Origin of the sequence: Brachyspira pulli, assembly GCF_036997785.1 — a bacterium.
In the GTDB taxonomy this organism is placed as follows: domain Bacteria; phylum Spirochaetota; class Brachyspiria; order Brachyspirales; family Brachyspiraceae; genus Brachyspira; species Brachyspira pulli.
Genome location: NZ_JAWLQI010000052.1, coordinates 1 through 23,739 on the forward strand (window position 1 = coordinate 1; position 23,739 = coordinate 23,739).

A 23,739-nucleotide genomic window follows, 5' to 3' on the forward strand; every position below is an offset into this window, starting at 1 on the left:
TTCTATTTCTAAATCTATAACTATATCTATTTCTGTGATAGAGCATTTTAATTTTTTAGCAATTTCTTCTTTTGTTAAGCCTTCTTTGTATAGTTTTATTATATTAGCATTTTTGTCAGAATCTGTATCACTATCATCTATTGTTTTAGATGATTTCTTTTCATCTTTATCATAAATAGACATTTTAGTTTTAATAGTTTTATCTAATTTACTTCTTAATCTTTCCAAAGCCTCTTGTTTAGCTTTATCATCTATGGCTTTTATTGCTGTGTCTATATTGTTCTTTTTAGTAACTTTCTTTTCATCTTTTTTTACTTCAGCAGTATTTGTAGTTTCTTTATTAGAAGCAGATGCATTATCTGTTTTAGATTCTTTTTTTTCAGCAGAGGCAGGTTTTACTGTTGTCTTTACATTTTCATCATCTACTCTTATATCAAGTTTTTTCTTTTGAATATTATTAGCATCAATTACAACATTTTCATTTTGTTCTATTGTTTGTTCTGTAGGTTGTGGTGTTTCAGCTTTATTTTCTATTATTACTTCTTCTTTTTTTATTTCTTCTTTCTTAACCTCTTTTACTTCTTCAGTATCTTTTTTTATATTATTATTTATTGCAACAGTATCTTGTACATTTAAATCTTTAGCTAATTTGTTTGCTCTTGTAATAGCATCTTCCAATATAGATATTCTTGATAATGCTATATTGTTAAATTCTTTTACTAAAGCTTCAATTTCTTCTCTAGCTTTAGAAACAGTTTCTTTTTCTAATCTTTCTCTAGCCTTTGAAACTATATATATATAGAACAGCGGTAGGGTAACAGCTAATATAATTACATTAATTATTATACTAATAAAAATTTGCATATTTAGAATTTCTTTATAATTTAATTAATAATCAACCTAGAAGATCTATTTTAGAACCTTTAGTTTGTTCTGAAGCAGTAACTTCTTCTATTTCTATTGTGTTTTTGTTTTCATTATTATCAATGTCAGCAGTTCTTTTTTTATTTTTCTTTCTATAGGACATATAACCTTGATCTTTAGGTCTTTGTTCTTCATCTTTCTTTTCTTTAACCTTTGTTTCATCAGAGATATTTTCTGATTTCACAACAGTAGAATCTTTTATATAAGAATCTCTATGTATATCTCTATCCTCGGACTGCATAGCAATGGTTTTGGCTGCCATTCTAGTATGTTCCATACGTCCTATATGCGATTGCTGCATATATAATTGTTGTAAATCCAAAGGTGATATAGGCATTTTTAAATCTCCATATAATAATATGCCTTAAATTTTTATATCCTATACATCTAATATATACATTTTTTACTATTATTGCAAGTAAAAAAATAATTTATCTATAATTTAAAACATTATAAAATTGTATTAATAAAATAAAATTATAATATTTATTTATATATTGAATAAGCATAACTTATAATTGCTGATGCTGCTGAAACATTTAATGAATCAAAATCATTTGCAGCATTTATAATTATGCTTCCATCAGAATTCTTTTTTAATATATCTCTTACTCCGCTATGTTCATTTCCAAGTATTATGGCAGTAGGGGAGTTGAACTTAAAATCTTCAATAGAAGTCTCTCCTTTTTCGCTGGCATAATATATCCAAAATCCTTTATCCTTCATAAAATCAATAACTCTGTTAAGATTAGTTTCTATGGATATAGGTAAATGATAAGCAGCACCTGCAGATATTTCATAAACTTTTTCATTTATAGGGGCAGAATTATCTTTAGGTATTATAATGCCGGCAACATCAAAGAAGTAAGCATTTCTAATAATAGCTCCTAAATTATGAACATCTGTTATAGAATCTAATATAAAAATTAATGGATTTTCTCTTCTTTCAAATGCCTTATCTAAAAAACTTTCTAAACCTATTTCAGCATTTTCTTTAATATCTGCAGCTATTGAATATACTTTGCCTACTATTTTTTCCATTTCATTTTTATCTACATTTTTTATTATTACTTTCTTCTTTTCAGCAAGTTTTACAATATCTTTTTCTCTTTTTGATATTGGAAATTTTATATATAAAGTTTCTACTAAATCTTTTGATATAGCTTCTACTATTGCATTTTTACTTGTTATAAACATAATTAATATTTCCTAAAATCTTTTATGTATACTAATGTTATAATATATTTTAATTTATTTTTATTGCAAGAAATAAAACTTAATTTTGAAAATAAATAATATATTTTATTTTACTTTATCATATAAAGCATCAATTTTATCTTTATATGCTTCCATTACATTAGCTCTTTTTATTTTTAAAGATTGAGTAAGAAGTCCATTTTCTATAGTGAATTCTTCATCAGTAATGATAAGTTTTGCTATTGCTTCGTAAGGTCTAAATCCATTTTTATAATTAATAAGATTGTCTAATTCACTTCTTATTAGTTTATAAACTTCTTTTGAAGAAACTAAAGATTTTTCATCATAACTTATTTTTTCTTTATCAAAATGCTCTTTTATATTTTCTTTATTAATTACAACTATGGCACCAGTTGAAGCTTTATCCTGTCCTACAAGCATAATCTGTGAAATATAAGGAGATTCCATAGCTTTATTTTCAATAGGCTGAGGCTCAACATTTTCACCAGTAAGAAGTACAATAGTTTCTTTAGCTCTTCCTGTTAAAACTATTTCTCCTTCCTGAGTATATGTTCCTAAATCTCCAGAATTGAAAAATCCGTCAATTTTTGATTGAGCAGTTAATTCAGGATCCTTATAATATTCTTTAAATATATTAGGCCCTTTTATATAACAAACTCCCATAACACCATCTCGACAAATATTTCCATTTTTATCTCTAACTTCTATTTGTACTTCTGGTATAGGAGCTCCGCATGTTCCTCTGTAATTTTTATATGGAGATCTTAATGTTACAACAGGTGATGTTTCAGTTATTCCCCAACCAACAACTAAATTTATTCCAGTAGCTTCAACAAAATCTTCTATATACATAGGTAAAGCACCGCCGCCTGATATAGTAAGACGCATTTTACCGCCTGTTAATTCTACTATTTTGCTGTAAACCATTTTTTTTGCCAATTTATGATATATAGGATCAAACATTCCAATGCTGTATTCTGCTTTTTTAGATTCTTTAGTTTCATCGCCAAGTAAATAAACTAAATTGTTTTGATATCTTACACTTCTAATATATCTTATTGATCTGTTTATTAAGAATTTAGCAATTTTTCTTGCTAATGGCTTTTTTCTGTCAATATTTTTCATTACAGTATTATATATATTAACCCATATAGCAGGTACCGAAATGAATATATCTGGTTTTTCTTCTGTAAAATCATTTTTTAAATATCTTTTATTTGTAATTGCAGTAAAACAACCTATTATAGCAGTTACATAAGATATTGTTCTTTCATAAATATGCCATATTGGAAGAATAGTTAAAAGTTTCTCTCCGGGCTGCAATTTAATTATATCCGGTAATACTCTAACATTATGAAGTATATTTCCATGTGTAAGTATAACACCTTTAGGCTTTCCTGTTGTTCCTGAAGTATATATTATAGTTGCTGTACTTTCATTAGTTAATTTAGAAGCCTTATTTATAGCAAAATTTTCATCATTCTGTAAATGTTCTTCTCCCAATTCTACAAACTTATCAAATGAATAAATATTTTTATCTGGGTCATGCATAGAACTATCTAAAAATATTATTAAAGATAAATCATTATGATGTTTTTTTATTTTATCAAATACATATTTATTTTCTACAAGTACAGCTTCAGCTTCACTATGTTCTATTATATAATTCAATTCATCAGAAGTAGAATCTATACCTCTAGGTACATCAGCAGAACCTAATGTTAAAAGAGCCATATCAGATATAAACCATTCTATTCTATTTTCAGAGAATATTGCTACATGTTTTTGTGCAAGTCCTTTTACTTCAAAAGCCTTAGCAACAGCATTTACTTTATCATATAATTTTTTGTATGTAATTGTAACTTTTTCATTATTGTTATTTCTATATCTATAGGCTGGACTTTGTGCCATATTTTTTACTGTTTCAAAAAAAGCACTAGGTATAGAGGTATAATTTCTCATAAAATCTCCAATATATTTAAATGATAATATAATTAATCTTTACTATTTTCACGACAAAAAAGTAGTTAATTATAACTATAATACATATTAGAAATATTACAAGTGATTTTCAATGTATTTTATAACGTTTTTACTGTATTCTGATACTGTAAAATTGTTTAATATTGGTTTTGATGCATTTAGAAGTTTATTTTTTATATTTATATCTTTATATACTAATAACATAGCATCAGTAATTTCATTGTTTATTTCCATATTGCAGCATACAGAACAATCCTTTACAGCTTCATAAACTCCAGATTTATTTGATATTATTGAAATGCATGATAAATACAATGCTTCTATAACTGTAAGCCCAAATGGTTCATTTACAGCAGGCATTACTAAAGCATAACTATTATTCAATAATTCTTCTTTTTCTTCTTCAGATACAAATCCTTTGAAAATGATATTATTTTCAGCATTTATTTTTTGTACTAAATCTTTTAAATATTTTTCATGTCTGCCTTTTCCTGCTATTATGAATTTTAAATCTTTATCATCAATTTTTTCTAATAATGACTTAAAAGCTAATATAGCATTCTCTATATTTTTTGGTTTTTCAATTCTTCCTATATATACAAAATATTTTCCAGTATTAGGACTAATTATTTCTTTTGTATTGGTAATGCATGGATATATAGTTTCGGATTCTCTATTATAAACTCTTTTTATTCCTTCAGAAGTTCTTAAACTATTTGACATTATATAATCTATTTTACTTACTCCAAATCTATCCAAATGCATAGTATATCTTGCAATTATATCCAAAGTTTTTTGAAGTCTTTTATAACTTTCATCATCATAGCCATAAAGTCTGACACTTGGTTCATGACAGTACCAAAAACTTTTAGGTAATTTTATATTGTTTTTTTCAGCGTATTTTAATGCAAGTCCATAAAATATTGTAGCTGGAAAATTGTGTATCAATACAGCATCATAATCTTTTAATTCATTAGCTAACATTTTTGCTGTTTTATTAAAAATAAATGGATTTAATGTTATATCTGTTTTGACTTGTTTAATATAGCTTTCAATATTTTCTCTTAATTTGTAAGTATAAATAGTTATATCTATACCAATAGAATGACAGTATTTAGAAAATGAAAGTATAACATTTTCAGCACCGCCGTTATATCCAAAGGTTGGATGTAATATAGCTAATTTTTTTATCTTTTTATCCATTTGATTTATAATAATTTATTTTTTATAATCTTACAAGCTATATAAATATTTATTTTTATTTATTGATTTTTTTTATAAACTATTATAATATGTAAATATAAACACGTTATTTTTTACATACAGGAGTTTAATAAATGAGAAATATATTGATAGTTTTAAGTTTTTTGATTATATTTGTTTCATGCAGTAATTCAAATAATAGTACAGGGAGTAATATGGAGAATACTATAATAACATCTACAAATGAAGATGGAAGTACAACATTTGAACAAAAGAATAGTCGTTATAATATAGAATATATTCCAAATGTTGTTTATGCTAAAAAAGATAATACTGATTTAACTTTACAGATAATGATTCCAAGATTATTATTTGTAGATACCAATGCTAAATATCCTTTAGTTGTTTATATACAAGGTTCGGCATGGAGAAAGCAGAATGTATATAGAAATTTGGTAGCTTTAGGAGATTTTGCAAGAAGGGGATATGTTGTTGCTATAGTTGAATACAGACCAAGCGATACAGCAGTTTTTCCTGCCCAGATAGAAGATACAAGAGATGCTATTAAATTTATGATTGATAATGCTGATAAATATAATGCTGATACAAACAATTTATTTGTATGGGGAGATTCATCAGGCGGACATACTGCATTATTTACAGCAATACCTTTAAATGAAAATGATAATACAATACCAAATATGAATGCAATTATATCTTATTATCCTCCTACAGATTTGCTTGAAATGAGAAATGATCCTTTAGGTTCAACTACAGGAGATGCTGAAAGTCCAGAAGGTATTTTAATAGGAAGAAAGAATGTTTATGATTTTCCAGAAGAAGCTAAAAGAATAAGTCCTTATTATGAGATTTCAAAAGCTAAAAACTTGCCTCCTATACTTTTAGCACATGGTACAGGTGATAAATTAGTACCTTTTAATCAAAGTAAAATTTTAGCTGACAAATTAAAAGAAGAAAATAGAGTATATGAATTTTATGCTTTAAAAGATGCTGATCATGGTGATTGGCAGTTTTGGACTAAAGATATGTTTGATGTAGTTGAAAATTTTATAAACAAATATAAAAAATAATTTTTATTAAAATATTAACTATACTGCAAATTTAATTATTTATGCAGTATAGTTATTATCATATTGACAAATTATATAAATAAAATATAATATTTCTATTATGGAACACAAACTCAAAACTCAAAACTCAAAACTCAAAACTCAAAACTCAAAACTCAAAACTCAAAACTCAAAACTCATTAATATACTGTAAAATATATTCTATTTTTTATAATACAAAGCCTCTATTGGCTTTGCAAGATTTTTTTCTAGCTAGTCTAATAATAAAAATATATCGTATTAATTCAATATATTATTTGATAATTAAAAATGAAATAATATATTTTGATATGTATTTTCAGAACGTAAAAATAATAACTCTTTTTAATATGTATCTTATTTAATAAATATCTCAGTTCTAAAATCAATTTATTTATCAAAAAGTCATATATAAAATTAAAGGAGTTTTTATGAATTTAGCACCTGTAGGATTAGTTGTATATAATAGAATAGAACATACAAAAAGAGTAATTGAAGCATTAAAGAAAAATAATTTAGCAATTGATACGGATTTATATATATTTTCAGATGCTCCTAGCAAAGAAGAAGATGAAAAGTCTGTTTCTGAACTTAGGAAGTATCTTAAAACTGTAAAAGATGGTTTTAAAAATGTATACATATATGAAGCTGAAAAAAATTTAGGTATAAAATATTCTACTGTTAATGCTGTAAATACAATATTTAAAAATCATGAATATTTTATAGGATTGGAAGATGATATCGAAACAAATAAATATTTTCTTGAGTTTATGAATAATGCTTTGAATTATTATAGAGATGATGAAGACGTTATGGCTATAACAGCATTCTCGCATAAACATGCTACTAAAAATCATAAATATGATGTTATATTTACATACGCTTTTCATAGCTGGGGTTGGGGTACTTGGAAGAGTAAATGGAATAATATAAACTGGGATACATGCGATACTTCTTGGTATAATAAAAGTATTAAACATAAAATATTAGGAGGCGTTTTTTCTTGGTTTCATTTGTTCGCTATAAAAAAATCTGTTAAGGATAATTTTTATATTCAAAATAATTTATGGGATATTTATTATTCATTTTATATGTATAAAAGAAAAAAATTATGTGTTTGGCCTTCAAAAAAATCTTTTACAAATAATATAGGATTTGATGGTACGGGATATCATAAATTTAATTTTCATCATGGATACTTTGAAAAAAATTTAGATTATGATGATATGAGTATAGAGTTTTCATCTGATAAAAAAATGAATTTTTTTAAGTATCTAATTATATCAATAAAGATTGGTATATTTAGTTGGTCTAATGGATTTATTACTATGTTTTTTAGTAAATTTTTAAAAAATAAAAAATAATTATTTATAAAAAATTGCTGATATAATTATATCAGCAATTTTTTATATTTTATTTAGACCATTTTTCTATTTTTATAACCCAAGCATTAGTTTGATTTGCAGCCTTTAATCCAACTTCGCTGTCTTCAAATATGATACTTTCATTTTCTTCTACATTAAAATGATTAAAACATTTAAAAAATATTTCTGGGTCTGGCTTTTTCTTTTCAATATCATTTCCTGTAAGAACTAAATCAAATAATTTTTCAAGCTGGAATTCTTTCAATATTCCATAAACTCCATTAGGCGAAGCAGTTGTGGCTAATGCAGTATATTTTCTGTTATTTTTGTTGTTATTATCAAGCAAAGTTTCCAATACAAATGGGTGAACATTAACTAGATTAAGATTTTCCAAATATATTTCTTCTTTTCTAATATGTATTTTCTCTACAAGTTCATCAAATTCAGCCTTATTTTTATCAAGAATATTATTTAATTTTAAAATATTGCTTGTAAATATCTTATAATGCAAACCAAAACATTCATTATAATAATAGTCTTTATCCAATTCTATATTAAATTCTTTTAAAGCATTGTAATAAGAATAATAATTTATATATGCACTGTCTATTAAAGTTCCGTCCATATCGAATATTAGTAATTTTATTTTTTCAGAGTTTAGCATATTTATTTCCATTTATAATTTTTAGATGATTATATCATATTAAAATAAAGAATTCCAATTTACATTAAAAATGATATAATAATTTTATAAAATAATCTACAGATAAAAATTATAAAAATAAACTATGAAAAATACTAAATCAAGAATAGAAAAAATTATTAACTTACTATCACAAGGACTTTATGAGAGAGAAGAAATTGTAGCATTAACTTTCCTTAGTGCTATTGCAGGCAAACCAGTATTTTTATACGGCCCTCCCGGAACTGCAAAAAGTTTCATAGCAAAAAGAGTTTCATCAGCATTTAAAGATTCAAAATATTTTGGATATTTGATGCAAAGATTTAGTACTCCTGAGGATATATTCGGCCCTATAAGTTTGGAAGAATTAAAGAAAGATAAATATATTAGAAAAATAGAAGGTTATTTGCCTGACAGTGATTTTGCATTTTTAGATGAGATTTGGAAAAGTACTCCGGCTATACTTAATACACTTTTGACTATAATAAATGAAAGAGTTTTCAAAAATGGTGCTGAAGAAATAAAAGTACCATTAAAGGCATTGATTTCAGCAAGTAATGAAACACCTCCGGAAGGTCAAGGGCTTGAGGCTTTATATGATAGATTCATTATGCGTTTGCTTGTAAGTCCTATGAAGAATAAGGAAAATTTCGAGAAGATACTGCAAAATACAGACTCTAGTTCATATATAAGTATTGATGATGATTTAAAAATTTCTAATGATGAATGGGTAAAAATAAGAGAAGAAGCTAATAATATAAAACTATCATCAACTGTCATTGATATTATTCATCATATAAAACTTTCAATAGAAAAATTTAATGAAGATAACAAAGATATAGCAATATATGTATCCGATAGAAGATGGCAGCATATTTCTTATTTATTAAAAATAGCTACATATTTAAACAATAAAAAAGAAGTAGATATTTATGAAACTCTTTTAATTTCTAATTGTTTATGGAGTTTAGATGAACATATTGATGTAGTAAAAAAGATAGTAGAGAATGCTATTAGAACATCATACAATTTCAATAATAAAGATATTAATTCTTGGAGAGAAAGTTTAAATAATATTCAAGAAAATATTGATAATGAATTTTATAATTTAGAAAAAACTTATGATACAGAAAACATTGATGATAAGCCTTATATTACAGCAACTTTAAATATAAATATTGATGAATATGGTAATAAAGGTGAAACGATGATTTATATACCTATAAAACAGTTAAATAAAAAAGGATACTTTTATCCATTAGACATATCAAGAAATCAGACAAAGAAATTTAGATGCAATTTTAACGGCACAGAAAAATGCACTGTAGAAATCAATTCAGCTACTTCAGTTAACGGTTTTGTATCAAATAAATTATCAAGAAATTATGAATTCTTAATTGATATAGAACCAGATTATTATATGCAAAAAGTTTCTTCAAAAAAGGTAAAAGAGGAAACCAAAAAAACATATTTGACTCTTATAGATTCTTTAATAACAAGCATTGAAAATATAATAACAAATTTAAAAAATGATTTTGATTCAAATAAATTATCATCAAAAAGTATATTTATATCAGAAGAAAATTTTAATATATTTATTGATATGTTTGATTCTTATATAAATAATCTTGAAAGCGAAAAATTAAATGCAGAAAGATTAAAAAGCGAAATAGAAAATCATGAAACAATTTGATTACGATTCTTATATAAATGAAATAAAAAAAACTGAAACTATTGCCAGAGGAGTTTTTAACGGTTCTTTTAATAATTTACAAGACAGCAGATTAGAAGAAGAACTTGAAGTAAAAATAACAAAATGGAAAAAAGATTTAAACGAATTTATAAATAATAATAATCCTTATGAAGAAAATAAAACAGAATTAGAAATATCTATAAAAAAATTAAAAGATAAAAAAAAGAAAATTACAAAAGAAGATATAAAAAATGATTTGAGTAATATTAGTATTTTGTCAAATAATATTGATATTAATTTTTGGAATGAGAAATTAGATAATATTGATAATCTTGATATTATAAAAAATAATCTTATTTCTTTATGGGAAAAAACTTATAATAAAAAAAATAATGAATGGCTTGTTAATACTGTTAAACAAAAGAGATATAAATTTATTTCTGATATAGAATCCTGGATTCATCTAATCAAAAAATTAAAATATATGTCAAATATCTTGAGAATAAAAACAGGAGTCTTATGGGATTTTAGAGTAGGAGAGCTTGAAGAAGAAGATATTTCTTTATTGTATAGATGGGTAAATTTTATTAATGAATATAAAGACATAGATATTATATGTGATGCTATGGGACGAAGAATCGATGCTGATAAGGCTATAAAAAATGTTGAATTTAAAAATACTTATTCTCATACAAATAAAAAAATAAGTTCTAAAGAAGAGATTGTAGGCATATATTTTTCTAAAGATATTGAAAATGTTGTACCAGAAGAACTTTCGCTTTTATGCAATGAGGACAGTGAAAAGTTATTCAAATTAAAATATATAGAAAACAGGCTTATGTGTTTTGATAAAAGTGCTTATGTATTCAATGAAAATGAACAAAGTATGGTTAGAGCTGGATATAAGGACGGTAAAGGCGACATGATTATATGTATAGATACGAGCGGTTCTATGAAAGGTATTAGCGAATATATTGCCAAGGCTATAATGTTTAAAATGGTTATGCAGGCTTTATCAGAAAATAGAAATGCTTATTTGATTAACTTCAGTACTGAAATATATACTTGCAGATTCTCTAAAAATAATGGAATTGAAGATTTAATAAAATTTTTAAAACTTAGCTATCATGGAGGTTCTGATATATATAAAGCACTTTATGAGGCAAATAGAATAATGAATACTTCAAGTTTCAAAAATGCTGATGTTTTAGTATTATCTGACTTTATAATGGAAGATATTGCAGATAATTTAGTACAGATATGCAATAAACAAAAAAACAATGGTAATAAATTTTTTGCTGTATCTATAGGGAAATTTCCATTTGGCTATTCATATAAAAAGGTGTTTAATAAACATTGGATATTTGATATAGATAATGGAATAAAATCTATATATTAAATACAGTTATTATAGATTGGCGTATTTAAGAGTATAATATATATTGCTTGGCAAAATCATGTTTATTAATTTTGATTCTTTTTGAATGCTTTCAGTTGTATATATATCTAAATATTGATGATTATCATTTAATATATTATTGTTTTCTAAATACTCTTTTACTGATAATGCTGTATGATATGCAGGGTCTATTATATTTTTTATAGAATTATTTGTAGATTTCAATACTTCTTTTATATCATTAATTATAAGAGGGTAGTGAGTGCATCCTAAAATTAAAGTATCAGAATCAGAATCAATATTTTTTAAGTAATCTTCAAGTACTTCAAATCTATTATCATGACTATTCCAATCATTTTCAATCATAGGGCATAATTCTTTACAAGCTACTTGAGTAATTTTTATATTTTTATTGTATTCATTTATTTTTTCTATATATGCTTTTGAATTAACTGTAAATTCTGTTGCCATTATTGATATATTATTATTTTGTGTATTATTGACAGCATCTATTGCTCCATTAGATATCACTTCTATTATAGGAGTATTATATTTTTGTTTTAATATATCATAAGTTGAAGCAGCTATAGTATTGCAGGCTATTACTATTATTTTGCAATTTTGTTTAACTAAGAAGTCTACCATTTTTGAAGTTAATTCTATTATTTGTTTTTTAGGTTTACTTCCATAAGGTATATTAGCATTATCTCCAAGATATATATAATTCTCATTAGGCAATAATTTTAATAATTGTTTTAATACAGTTATACCTCCAAATCCTGAATCAAAAACAGCTATTGGCATAGAATTAGTAAACATAATAAACTCCATAGTTGATTATTTTTATTATATTTACTATTTCCATAAAGTCAATGATATTGTGAAATAAAAGTTATATTTTGTAATAAATTTACTTGTATTAAGTAAAAAATAGTGTATAATGCAGTATTAAAAATTTACACAACAGGAGTATTTTTGATGAACAGTAGTATTATGGAAGCAATACAGATAATGCTAATAGGTATGGGCGTTGTTGTATTGTTCTTGATTATATTGGTTTTCTTTATGAAAGTCGTTAGTGCTGTTGTAGCTCAAGTAGACAAAATGATGCCGCCTGCTCAGGAAGAATCTAGTTCTTCTCCTGCACCGGTTCAAGCGGTAAACAATGATAAAATGGTAGCTATAGCAATTGCTTTAGCACATGTTCATAGCAATAAGTCTAAATAATAGTAAGTTTTTTTTATAAAAAAAGGAGATATAAAAGAATGGCTAAAAAAGAAGTAAAATTTATGCTAACAGCATTCAGAGACGGATTCCAGTCTGTTTATGGTGCTAGAGTATTATCTAAAGATTTTATGCCAGCAGTAGAAGCATTCGTTAATGCTGGTGTTACATATTTTGAATCCGGCGGTGGAGCAACATTCCAAAGTGCATTCTTCTATAATAATGAGAATGCATTTGATGTAATGGATACATTCAGAAAAACAGTAGGTCCTAATGTTAATTTACAAACTTTAGCAAGAGGTGTAAACGTAGTAGGTTTGGAATCTCAGCCTAGAGAAATGATTAAATTACATGCTGATCTATTTAAAAAACATGGTATTACAACAATTAGAAACTTTGACGCTTTAAATGATGTTAATAACCTTATTTTCAGCGGTAAATGTATTAAAGATGCAGGATTGAAACACCAAGTATGTGTTACTATGATGGCGCTTCCTCCAGGATGTGAAGGTGCACATGATGCTGCATTCTATGGTAAAGTATTAACTCAAATTAAAGATCAAGTAGACTTTGACTCAGTATGTTTCAAAGATGCTTCTGGTACAGCAACTCCTCAAGTTGTTTATGATACAATAAAAGAAGCTAGAAGAATATTAGGTAAAGATATACAAATACAAATGCACAGCCATGAAACAGCTGGTATAGGTGCAGTTCAGTATAGAGCAGCTTTAGACGCTGGTGCTGATTGTATAGACCTTTCAGCAGCTCCAGTATCAGGCGGTACTTGTCAAACAGACGTTATAGTTATGTGGCATGCTTTAAGAGGTACAGAATATAGTCTTAACATAGATATAGATAAAATCAGAGAAGCTGAAGAAGTATTCAAAGATTGTATGAAAGATTATTTCTTACCACCTGAAAGTAGAACAGTAGAACCTATGATTCCATTTGCTCCAATGCCTGGCGGTGCTTTAACAGCTAATACTCAAATGATGAGAGATATTAATGTAATGAATAGATTCCCAGAAGTTATTAGAGCTATGACTGAAGTAGTTAAAAAAGGCGGTTTTGGTACTTCTGTAACTCCAGTATCTCAATTCTATTTCCAACAAGCATTTAACAATGTAATGCAAGGTAATTGGAAGAAAATAGCTGATGGTTATGGTAAAATGGTATTAGGTTACTTTGGTAAAACTCCATCTACACCAGATCCAGAAATAGTAAAAATAGCTAGCGAACAATTAGGTTTACAGCCTACTACTGAATTAGCTATGGATATAGATGATAAAAATCCTAAAAAAGGTAGAAAAGCTGCTGAACAAGCATTAAAAGATGCAGGTATTACAGATCTTTCAGATGAAAATGTATTTATAGCTGCTGCTTGTAAAGAAAAAGGTATTCAATTCCTTAAAGGCGAAGCTAAACTTGGTATTAGAAAAAATGCTGGCGGTGCTTCTGAAGGCGTTAAAGCTACTAGCAATGAAGTTACTGTTACAGTTGGCGGTTCTAGCTATGGTGTAAAAATAGAAAATGGTAGAGCTATAGTTGATGGCGTAAGCTATGATTATACTATTAAAGATGGTATAGTTGCTGGTGCTGCTCAATCAGCTGCTCCTGCTTCAAGCGGTTCTGCTACCCCTATAACAGCTGGATTACCTGGTACAGTATTAAAAATAGTTGCTCCTGTAGGTACACAAGTTAAAGATGGTTCTACTATTTTAGTTGTAGAAGCTATGAAAATGGAAGTAGAAATAAAATCTTCAGCTAATGGAGTTGTAAAAGAAGTAAAAGTTAAACCTGGTGACGCGGTAGTTGCTGGTCAAGAATTGGCTATAGTAGGTTAATAGCTGATTTTAAGGAGATAAAAAAGAATGAGAAAAGTATTTTTAGTATTTGCACTTATCTTTATGACAGCATCAGTTGTGTTGCCGCAAGAAAGTGCTGAGGAACCTATTAATATAAAAGATTCACTTATTTCTTTAGTAAGAAATACAGCTTTTGGCGGATTCTTCCCTAGAAGCGAACAAGAAATAGCTGCTGCTCAGGCTAAAGCTGAAAAAAGTAAACAAGAAAAATATCAAACTAAATTAAATGATATAAAAGTAAAATCTGCTCCTCTATGGCAGAATGCTATAATGATTTGTGTAGGTTTGCTTTTAGTATATCTTGCTATAGCTAAAGGATTTGAACCATTACTTCTTATTCCTATAGGTATGGGCGGAATACTAGCTAATATTCCTATAGCAAATATTGCGGCATTGCCTGTTGTTGAAGTTATTAATGGTCTTCCAGTAACTTTAAGCAGCGGAGGATTCTTAGGTCAAATATATTCATTTGGTATTGAATCAGGATTATTCCCATTATTCATCTTTATTGGTGTTGGTGCTATGACTGATTTTGGACCGCTTATTGCTAACCCTAAAACAGCTTTATTAGGTGCTGCTGCTCAAATAGGTATATTTGGTACTTTATTAGGTGCTATGATAATATCTACATATATACCAGTAATTTCTTTCACATTAAAAGATGCTGCTTCAATAGGTATTATCGGAGGTGCTGACGGTCCTACAGCTATATTTACAGCTTCAAGACTTTCTCCTCATTTATTGGGTGCTATTGCGGTTGCTGCTTATTCTTATATGGCTTTAGTTCCTATAATACAGCCTCCTATTATGAAATGGCTTACTACTGAAAATGAAAGAAAAATTGAGATGAAACAGCTTCGTCCTGTTAGTAAAAGAGAAAAAATCATTTTCCCTCTTACTGTTATAATACTTGTTGCTTTATTATTGCCAGATGCTGCTCCATTAATTGGTGCTTTAATGTTTGGTAATTTAATTAAAGAATCTGGCGTTACTGAAAGACTTTCTAAAACTGCTCAAAATGAACTTATCAATATCGTTACAATAATGTTGGGATTATCTGTTGGCAGTAAATTAGCTGCTGATAAATTCTTACGTTTTGAAACATTGGGTATATTGGTATTAGGTTTAATAGCATTTGCTATGGGTACAGCAGGCGGAGTACTTCTTGCTAAATTGATGAACTTATTCAGTAAAGATAAAATCAATCCATTAATCGGAGCTGCTGGAGTATCAGCTGTTCCTATGGCTGCAAGAGTTGCTAATAAAGTTGGACAGGAATCTAACCCTCATAACTTCTTACTTATGCATGCTATGGGTCCAAACGTTTCAGGAGTAATTGGTTCTGCAGTTGCTGCTGGTGTACTTTTAGCTATACTTGGTTAATAAATATTAAATAATATAAAACTCAAAAGGTGCAAATCTATTTTTAGATTATGCACCTTTTTTATTGTTTTATATTTTATTATTACAAATATTTAATAAATAAAATATAAATTAGCTTTATTATTTTATAGTATATACTGAAACAATTTCATTTTGCCGACTACTGCACATTATGTAATATTATCAACTTTTTTGCAGCACACGCTCTGCGGACTTCGTCAAAGTTGCTATATCCTCAACAATCTCGGATACGCTTTGCGAAAACGCAATTACTAGAACTTTATATTAAAAATATATGTATTAAATGTAGGGTATAACCTAGATTTAGACTAAAAATGCAGTTTTTTTGGTTCTTTTATACCAATAAAAGAACTAGGGTCTGGGGCAAAGCCCCAGATATAAAAACAAAAATATAAATTTATTTTTGACAAAATATAATTGTTTAGGTATATACTAAAAATTTTTAACTTTATCAATTTTTATATTGTTCTTTTTGGGAAGCCTTCCATACGCTACACCTAAATGTGGACTTCATCAGGTATTCTCTACGGTCGTAGCACTTCCTTCTGTTGAAAAGAAGTGTAGTATTGTGTAAGCACACAGAGCTTCATGCTGTCTGATTAACGGTAAGCAAAGCTATATAATAATTTCAAATTTATTTTTGATAAAGTATATTGATTTTTGTGTAAATAAGAATTATCTGCCCATTTTATTAAGAATAATAGAATGAGCAGATTTTATTTTGTTTTATTAGAAATCTGTACAGAAACCTTTATATTTTTCTATATATCCAACAGGATTATAAGACATTTTCGCCTTTCTTAAACCTAAATCTCCAACATCTTGTTCTCTATTAACGAATTTAAATCTTTCATAATCATTTATATAGTTTTTTAAATTCTCCAAAAACATTCTGTTTATAGCTTGATATGTGCCTTTATAATTTCTATCTCCTCTTTCTGAATGAACTACTATAGTATCTCTCATACTTAAATCGGCTATGGTGTAAGCTACTATTTTGCTATCAATATAAATAGCTCCTCCAATGATATTATTTATATTATCCCAATTATCAAGCAAAGTTCTTATCATTATAGTGTCTGCTTCAGCTCTAACTTCATGAGATAATAGTTTATTACTGTCAAAAGCCTCGCATTCTTCGGCATCATTTATTTGAGATGCATCATTATTTTTTTTCTCATCTTCTTCCCATTTAGCCTCAAAATCAAGTATATCATGCACAATACTTTTATCTATTGATTTATATTCAAATTCATTTTTTATAAATTGATTATATAAATTCTTTTTATTATGAAATTTTTTACCAGGTAGGGTAGTTAATTCATTGAAATCATATAGATATTCCCATTCATCTCTAGTTTCTTTTACCTTTATTTTTGTAGTCTTTTCCCAAAATAATGCAAGTTCTTTTGGAATTCTTATTATAGTTTCACCAGAAATTTCACAAGGGCTAAAATCATTACAAAAATTCGCATTGAACCAATCACCTACAGGTGCCCAATATATTGTGTAAGGAGATTTTTGTCTTATCCAAACTAATTTTTCAGTAAATGCCCATTCAAGCATATATATATCTTTTAATCCCAACAGATTCATAAATGTATAATCAGCAGATTGCTTAGGCGTTATAGAGAAATATTTATGATAAAGTTCCTGTTTTTCTAATGAAATAGGCTCAAAATTAAGCATATATTTTTTATCCTTTAAAATTTTAAAATTATTAACGTTCAATTATACATTAAAATTAATTAATGTAAATGCTATATTAAAGCTTACAATACAGATTTACCCATTTCAAATGCTTTTGCTGCTTGTTCATTTCCTTTTATATCTCCAATGTTGAGCACGCCTCCAACTATTAAATGTCCTAAATCTTTCCAGCCAAGATAATTTAATAGATATTTATAATATTCTATAACAGGTTTAGAATTATTTTCATCATTTCCTTCTGCAGCCATTAACATAAAACATTCTTTGTATGGAGTTTTATAATTCGGGTCTATTTCTGTAACAGCAAATAATCTATCTATAACCATTTTTAATTGAGCAGAGAAAGTCCAATAATACATTGGAGAAGCTAATACAACTATATCAGCTTCTTTATAATATGGGTATATTTTATCCATATCATCTTTTTGAGAACAAGGACTATCAGTGTTTTTACCGCCTTTTAAACAGCCTTTACAGCAATGTATATTCATTCTGTCTAAATCAAATTTTATTACTTCATTTCCATTGAGTTTAGCACCTTTAGTAAATTCTTCTATCAAGTCAGAAGTATTACCATTTAGTCTAGGGCTTCCATTTAATATTAATATTTTTTTCATTTTTTTACTCCTATATAGTAAATTATTATTGATATTATAATTATATTGTTATATATTATTATTATCAAGTACTAACAAAAATGTTATATACTAACTAAAAGTAAAGTATAGAAGGATAATTTATGAAAAAAGATGATTTAAAAGAAAAATATATGGAAGATACAGGCTTTGCATATACAATGTCTTTAATATCTGGAAAATATAAAATGATAATATTATATATATTGTCAGAATTAAAAGTTGTAAGATATAATGAATTAAAGAGAATAATATCTAATATATCTCATAAAACATTAAGCTTATCATTAAAAGAATTAGAGAAAGATGATTTAGTAAGCAGAAAAGAATATCCTCAAATACCGCCTAAAGTAGAGTATAGTTTATCTAAAAGAGGTAAATCTTTAATACCAATATTAGATGCTATATGTGTTTGGGGTGAGAAGAATAGAAAATAGTGAAAAGTAAATATAAAAAGCGAGTAGAATAAAGTTACATATGTGCTGCCATATATCTGACTTCATCTCGCTTTTATATATTATCTTCTGTATTAAAAATATTATTTATTCTTATTTATAAAACTTCTTATTCTTCTAAATAAATCACCTTTACCATTTTCATCTATAAGTACATATTTGAGCATAAATCTTAAATATGGATGATATACATACATAGTTTCTTTAACAGTTAATCTTGTTCTATTATTCTCAGCATCTTCCAATATATAAGTCCATAAAGCAGTATATTCATTCTCTGTTTTTACCATAGATATTTCACTGTTTTCAATTCTTCTTACTTCAATAAGTTCTTGATAAGTTCTTCTGTTTGAATAAGTCTGCATTATTTTTAATTTATCTTGTCCTATTTTTTCAACACGCACTATAGAAATGTATTTTAGCCAAGCAGGGTAGTTTTCATAATCTATTAATAAATGATATAATTCATTTCTAGGTATATTGAATACTTCTGTTTTTTCTTTTGTAAATGAAGGTGGTATTCTCTTTCCTATAAATGTTGGAAGAAAAATCATTACTGCCATTAAAATTAAGGGTAAAATTATAAAGATTGGTACTAAATATATTAACATTTATTGTCCTTTTTTAGTTAAAGTATAAAATTTTGAACGATAGTATTTATTAAAAAAGTTTTGTATTATCAAAAGAACTATACCGCAAAAAGGTACAGCAAATAATACACCTAAAAAGCCAAATAATACTCCGCCTATTATAGTACTAAACATTACTGCAATAGGGTGTATTTGAACTGATTTTCCTAATATTTTAGGAGCCATTAATCCGGAATCTAATATTTGTATCAAACCATATATTATACACATTTTCAAGGCTCCTTGCCACCATACAGGCTCTGTGATTATACCTGATAATAATGCTACAATAAAAGCTGCAAATGGCCCTATAAATGGTATATAATTGAGTAAGCCTCTTAATAATGCTAGTATAAATGCATATTTAGAATTAGTTACAGAAAGCAATATATAACTTATTATAAAAAATGATATAGCTAGTACTGTCATACCTCTTACATAGCTATTTATTATATAATTAGACTTTTTAATGATTTCATTAATAGATGTTTGCCATCTCATTGGTATAATTTTTATAATTTTATCTTTTATATTTTGAAAATCCAACATCAAATAAAATGTTACAAATGGAAGTATTACAAAATATGAGAATATTATACTAAATATAGATGTTATGCTTGAAATATTCTGAAATCTAAAATCAATAAATTTCTTATAAATTAAAGTAGCTATACCATTAGTGCCAAATAAAAAATCTTTTATTGTTGCAGCATCTATTGCCATATCTATATCAAAACTTTTTCCAACAGTTCTATTCAATTTTTCTGATATAGAAATCAATAAAGATGATATGGAATTATATATTTTATCAACATATTCAGGAAGACTTCTTGATATTACTTCCATTTCTTCTATTGTTCTTGGAAGAATAAATATAAAAAATATTATAGCTAATATTAAAAGTGGGATAAAAATTAATAATACAGCTATTATTCTAGGAATTTTATGCTGCATTTTAGTTATAAGAGGGTCGAATAAGTAGGCAATAAATATACCCCAAATAAATGGCGCCACTAAATAACCCGCTTCTTTTATTACCCATAAAGTAAATAGACATACTATTAAGAATATTGAAGCCTTAGCCCATATATATTTCCAAAAAGGTATTAAAGCGGATATTAATATTATAAATAATACTATAGGGTTAATTATTCCTCTAATTAAATAGCAAAAATAAAAAAATGCACAAGATATTATTAATACTAATAATATTTCCCCTCCATTAACTAATATTTTATTATGAGTTAATGAGTTTTCTTTATTTTTTTCCTTATTAAAAAAAATTTTTCCTATAACCATAATATTAATTCTCTTTGTTTTTTAGTATAATATAGTGTAAATGTTTTTTTTACAACATTTTTTATATAGAAACTATAAAAAAATGTAATTTTTTTAAAAAAGCACTTGCTATTTTTTCGTTTGGTGTTATAATACTATCCATATCGTTGATGATTAAAAGGGCCTGTAGCTCAGATGGCTAGAGCGTTCGACTGATAATCGAAAGGTCGGTGGTTCAATTCCTCCCAGGCCCACACGCTCAGGTTCTTTAAGATACATACGGGGGTTTAGCTCAGTTTGGGAGAGCGACTGCCTTGCACGCAGTAGGTCGTGGGTTCGATCCCCATAACCTCCACATTAAGTTATAAAAACTATCCTTAGAGTTAATTCAAAGGATAGTTTTTGTTTTATTAACTAATAATTTTATCACTCAATAGTGAGAGGTTATTTATGAAAAATATTATACTTATATTTGTAATGATTATTTCTTTAATATCTATTCCTTGTAATTATTTATATTCTTTAACTCAAGATGAAGAAACTCTTTTAGATGCTGCTATTTTTGGTGATGAAGATGTTGTAGAAAAAATACTTGAGAAAAATATTAATGTTAATATACAAGATGATGTTGGAAATACTGCTCTTATATTAGCTTGTATGGAAGGGCATATTAAAGTAGTGGAGATTCTTGTAAAAGCTAATGCTGATAAATCTATTGTTAATAAATATGGAAATGATGCTTTATTCTATGCTAAACAAAACAATCACCCTGATATACTTAAGTTAATTCAATAATTAATATTTTATAATTTTTTATTATTATAAAATATTAATTAGAGTTTTAATATATTAGTTCTTCGTTTTCATCTTCTAAAACATAATTGGTTATTATTATTATTTCGTCTTTATTGTCTAGCATTGTGTCATAATTAGGGTTTAGAATTACATCGTTATATCTTTTGACACCTATTAAAATAGTTTTCTTTTGTATAAAATATAAATACACATCTTTAAAGCTTTTTGATTCATTAAAGTAATCAGCGTAAGGCGACATTATTATATCTTTTCCATTTTTACTTAATAAACCGCAGAAAATATATAATATATTTGAACTTAATGAAGCTTGAGCCATAAGCATACCTATAAGTTTACCGCTTACTATAAAATCTCTTACATCATCTGAATATATTAAATTTCTTTTTTGTATTGAATTTAATAAAGATAATATAGCTATATTTAAATTTTCTTTTCTGATTATTTGTCTTATTATTAATAGCACATTTATGCTTTTTACATCTGTTATATTGTCTTCTGATATTAATACTATTTTGGTAGTATTTTCTTTTTTTAATTTTTCAAGTATGAATTTATATTTATTTCTTTCTGATTTTATTGAATCATAACTTAACATTGTAATACTGTGATTTTCTATATATTCAGAAATTTCTTTTATTATTTCTACATATCTTTTTTCTTCGCATATTAATAATATATTATTTTTATATTTTATTATACTAGGCTTTATATTTGTATATTCTTTAACAGAATCATCATTATCATTTCTTGATAAGAATACCAATCTATTTTCTTTTTTAATAACATAATCATAATTAGGTATTAATAATTGACTTCTATCTTCTTTAGTTATTCCGAGTAATATCATACCTTTATCTAAATATTTTAAAGCTGCATCTTTAAAACTATAATCTTCATAATGATGTTCGTTTTCTATGCAAAATATATTTCCGTCATTTGAAAATAAATCCTCATAAACATTGCTTAAACCTGTATATATAATACTTTGTGCTATAAGTTTATATAATATCTCATATTTATAAATTACATGAATAACAAAATTTTTATCTTCAATGGATTTAATAATTTCAATCGTATCTTCTTCATGTACAAGAACACATATATTAATTTTTTTATCTATTTTATCTTCTTCTATAATTTTTTTTAATGCTAAAAGTATATTCAAAGATTCAGTATCATCATTATTTATTATTGATATGCTTGATGATTTTCCTATATTAAGTAATTTTATATTTTCTATTCTGCTTGTAGTACCTTCTCTTATTATTATGTTTGTATTTTTATATCCTTTGATAAAAGATACTCTTTTTCTTATTACATCAACATTGTGTTCAGACAATATTATTATAGTTTTCACTTTAGCCATAATAAATTCTTCAACTATAGTTAAAGCTTCTTCACCATATCCTAAAATAATAGCATGATTTTTTTCCATTATGAATGCATTACCTTTACTAAGATTGTTAATTCTATCCTGTAAAGCTTTATTAATCATAGCTATAAGAGAACCCCAGCCGCATACACCAACAAATGTAACTAATAAAAATGTAATTACTATGCCTGTATTGCCTTCTACAGAAGATATATTTCCTGTGTCAATGAATTGCATCAAACTATCCCAAAATGCTTGTTTTGGAGGGTATTTGAATGCTACTATTATAAATATAGAAACTGTCAAAAGTAATATTATTATTGCAAATACTAAAAGCATTAATTGATAGAATAGCCCCTTGTTCAACATTCTGTCTATTCTATATTTTATATAATTAGATATATCTTTTATCATACAACTCTATTCCATAACTTAATTATATAAAAGATTATACTTGACTAAATTAAAATTGCAAAATATTTTTAACTGAAATAACATTTTTTATTATTAATAATATTTTATGAATTTTTACTTTTTTGTAAATGTAATTTTTGTTTATTAATAGTATAAAATATTATTAAGTTTTGTTTGAAATGTGAAGTAAAAACAAGATTTGTGTCAAAAATGCAGTCTTTAGTGAAGCGTATCCGAGCCTGTCGAAGGATATAGGTTCTTCGGGTTTAGCCTACGGCACGCAGAGCGTCGGCAAAAGAAGTAGGGGGTGTGGACTAGTCACAGAAAATAATAACAATATAAAAACTAATTTTGATATACTT

At 26.4% G+C, this 23,739-nt stretch carries 21 protein-coding genes and 2 tRNA genes; 11 read left to right on the top strand and 12 right to left on the bottom strand.

Translation table 11 applies throughout. The features are described from left to right. From R4K56_RS11005 to R4K56_RS11025, 5 genes are all read right to left on the bottom strand, one after another. Nucleotides 1–864, bottom strand: an 864-nt coding sequence (locus tag R4K56_RS11005; RefSeq protein ID WP_335773097.1) for a DUF6115 domain-containing protein, incomplete at its 3' end; no start/stop codon positions are given. A 31-nt stretch (nt 865–895) separates the two neighbouring features. Further along, on the bottom strand, nt 896–1,261 hold the full coding sequence (locus R4K56_RS11010; protein WP_335756885.1) for a hypothetical protein: 366 nt from the start codon (nt 1,259–1,261) through the stop codon (nt 896–898). A gap of 149 nt (nt 1,262–1,410) precedes the next feature. Continuing rightward, entirely contained in the window at nt 1,411–2,121 is a 711-nt protein-coding gene (gene rlmB, locus R4K56_RS11015) for a 23S rRNA (guanosine(2251)-2'-O)-methyltransferase RlmB (protein ID WP_335773098.1), read from the bottom strand. 105 nt (nt 2,122–2,226) lie between these two features. After that, a complete protein-coding gene (locus R4K56_RS11020; RefSeq protein ID WP_335773099.1) occupies nt 2,227–4,104 on the bottom strand; it encodes an AMP-dependent synthetase/ligase in 1,878 nt (625 codons plus the stop codon). Between the two features lie 96 nt (nt 4,105–4,200). Further along, on the bottom strand, nt 4,201–5,328 hold the full coding sequence (locus R4K56_RS11025; RefSeq protein WP_335773100.1) for a glycosyltransferase family 4 protein: 1,128 nt from the start codon (nt 5,326–5,328) through the stop codon (nt 4,201–4,203). Nucleotides 5,329–5,462: 134 nt separating this feature from the next. Between R4K56_RS11025 and R4K56_RS11030 the strand changes: the two genes are divergently transcribed. After that, nucleotides 5,463–6,419, top strand: a complete 957-nt coding sequence (locus R4K56_RS11030; protein WP_335773101.1) for an alpha/beta hydrolase — start codon at nt 5,463–5,465, stop codon at nt 6,417–6,419. A gap of 449 nt (nt 6,420–6,868) precedes the next feature. Further along, nucleotides 6,869–7,801, top strand: coding sequence for a hypothetical protein (locus R4K56_RS11035; RefSeq protein ID WP_335756621.1), 933 nt, complete (start codon nt 6,869–6,871; stop codon nt 7,799–7,801). A 49-nt stretch (nt 7,802–7,850) separates the two neighbouring features. Here the strand turns inward: R4K56_RS11035 and R4K56_RS11040 are convergent, their stop codons facing one another. Next, entirely contained in the window at nt 7,851–8,465 is a 615-nt protein-coding gene (locus R4K56_RS11040) for an HAD family hydrolase (RefSeq protein ID WP_335756622.1), read from the bottom strand. 124 nt (nt 8,466–8,589) lie between these two features. Between R4K56_RS11040 and R4K56_RS11045 the strand changes: the two genes are divergently transcribed. Together R4K56_RS11045 and R4K56_RS11050 are read left to right on the top strand one after the other, a co-directional pair. After that, entirely contained in the window at nt 8,590–10,176 is a 1,587-nt protein-coding gene (locus R4K56_RS11045) for an AAA family ATPase (protein ID WP_335772833.1), read from the top strand. After that, on the top strand, nt 10,163–11,575 hold the full coding sequence (locus tag R4K56_RS11050; RefSeq protein ID WP_335772834.1) for a VWA domain-containing protein: 1,413 nt from the start codon (nt 10,163–10,165) through the stop codon (nt 11,573–11,575). The genes R4K56_RS11045 and R4K56_RS11050 overlap by 14 nt, the downstream gene beginning before the upstream one ends. Before the next feature lie 9 nt (nt 11,576–11,584). Here the strand turns inward: R4K56_RS11050 and murI are convergent, their stop codons facing one another. Continuing rightward, a complete protein-coding gene (murI, locus tag R4K56_RS11055; RefSeq protein WP_335772835.1) occupies nt 11,585–12,394 on the bottom strand; it encodes a glutamate racemase in 810 nt (269 codons plus the stop codon). A 159-nt stretch (nt 12,395–12,553) separates the two neighbouring features. Here murI and R4K56_RS11060 point away from each other — a divergent pair, with 159 nt between their 5' ends. From R4K56_RS11060 to R4K56_RS11070, 3 genes are read left to right on the top strand one after another with little or no spacing between them, the layout of a single operon-like run. Further along, nucleotides 12,554–12,802, top strand: coding sequence for an OadG family protein (locus R4K56_RS11060; RefSeq protein ID WP_335756626.1), 249 nt, complete (start codon nt 12,554–12,556; stop codon nt 12,800–12,802). 38 nt (nt 12,803–12,840) lie between these two features. After that, the gene (locus R4K56_RS11065; RefSeq protein WP_335772836.1) at nt 12,841–14,643 is read left to right on the top strand and encodes a biotin/lipoyl-containing protein; all 1,803 of its coding nucleotides are present in this window, start codon (nt 12,841–12,843) and stop codon (nt 14,641–14,643) included. Between the two features lie 27 nt (nt 14,644–14,670). Then, nucleotides 14,671–16,047: a sodium ion-translocating decarboxylase subunit beta gene (locus tag R4K56_RS11070; RefSeq protein WP_335770599.1), complete on the top strand. Its 1,377-nt coding sequence runs from the start codon at nt 14,671–14,673 to the stop codon at nt 16,045–16,047. Nucleotides 16,048–16,797: 750 nt separating this feature from the next. Here the strand turns inward: R4K56_RS11070 and R4K56_RS11075 are convergent. After that, nucleotides 16,798–17,757 (bottom strand): DUF2156 domain-containing protein, encoded by a 960-nt coding sequence (locus R4K56_RS11075; RefSeq protein ID WP_335772837.1) that lies wholly within the window; start codon nt 17,755–17,757, stop codon nt 16,798–16,800. Nucleotides 17,758–17,840: 83 nt separating this feature from the next. After that, entirely contained in the window at nt 17,841–18,395 is a 555-nt protein-coding gene (locus R4K56_RS11080) for a flavodoxin family protein (RefSeq protein WP_335772838.1), read from the bottom strand. Nucleotides 18,396–18,517: 122 nt separating this feature from the next. Between R4K56_RS11080 and R4K56_RS11085 the strand changes: the two genes are divergently transcribed. Continuing rightward, on the top strand, nt 18,518–18,850 hold the full coding sequence (locus R4K56_RS11085; RefSeq protein ID WP_297298322.1) for a winged helix-turn-helix transcriptional regulator: 333 nt from the start codon (nt 18,518–18,520) through the stop codon (nt 18,848–18,850). 101 nt (nt 18,851–18,951) lie between these two features. On the opposite strand, the gene R4K56_RS11090 is transcribed toward R4K56_RS11085, so the two are convergent. Both R4K56_RS11090 and R4K56_RS11095 read right to left on the bottom strand, forming a co-directional pair. Beyond that, nucleotides 18,952–19,479, bottom strand: a complete 528-nt coding sequence (locus R4K56_RS11090; RefSeq protein WP_335772839.1) for an SRPBCC family protein — start codon at nt 19,477–19,479, stop codon at nt 18,952–18,954. Further along, complete coding sequence (locus tag R4K56_RS11095) at nt 19,480–20,796, bottom strand: AI-2E family transporter (RefSeq protein ID WP_335772840.1); 1,317 nt, start codon at nt 20,794–20,796, stop codon at nt 19,480–19,482. It abuts the gene before it with no gap. Between the two features lie 159 nt (nt 20,797–20,955). Between R4K56_RS11095 and R4K56_RS11100 the strand changes: the two genes are divergently transcribed. From R4K56_RS11100 to R4K56_RS11110, 3 genes are all read left to right on the top strand, one after another. Then, nucleotides 20,956–21,029: transfer RNA gene (locus tag R4K56_RS11100), tRNA-Ile, on the top strand. A gap of 27 nt (nt 21,030–21,056) precedes the next feature. Continuing rightward, nucleotides 21,057–21,130, top strand: a tRNA-Ala gene (locus R4K56_RS11105). A gap of 95 nt (nt 21,131–21,225) precedes the next feature. Continuing rightward, nucleotides 21,226–21,570 carry an ankyrin repeat domain-containing protein gene (locus R4K56_RS11110; protein WP_335772841.1) on the top strand — a complete coding sequence of 115 codons (345 nt, stop codon included), beginning with the start codon at nt 21,226–21,228 and terminating at the stop codon, nt 21,568–21,570. Nucleotides 21,571–21,616: 46 nt separating this feature from the next. On the opposite strand, the gene R4K56_RS11115 is transcribed toward R4K56_RS11110, so the two are convergent. After that, the gene (locus tag R4K56_RS11115; RefSeq protein ID WP_335772842.1) at nt 21,617–23,377 is read right to left on the bottom strand and encodes a CASTOR/POLLUX-related putative ion channel; all 1,761 of its coding nucleotides are present in this window, start codon (nt 23,375–23,377) and stop codon (nt 21,617–21,619) included. Nucleotides 23,378–23,739: the final 362 nt, after the last annotated feature.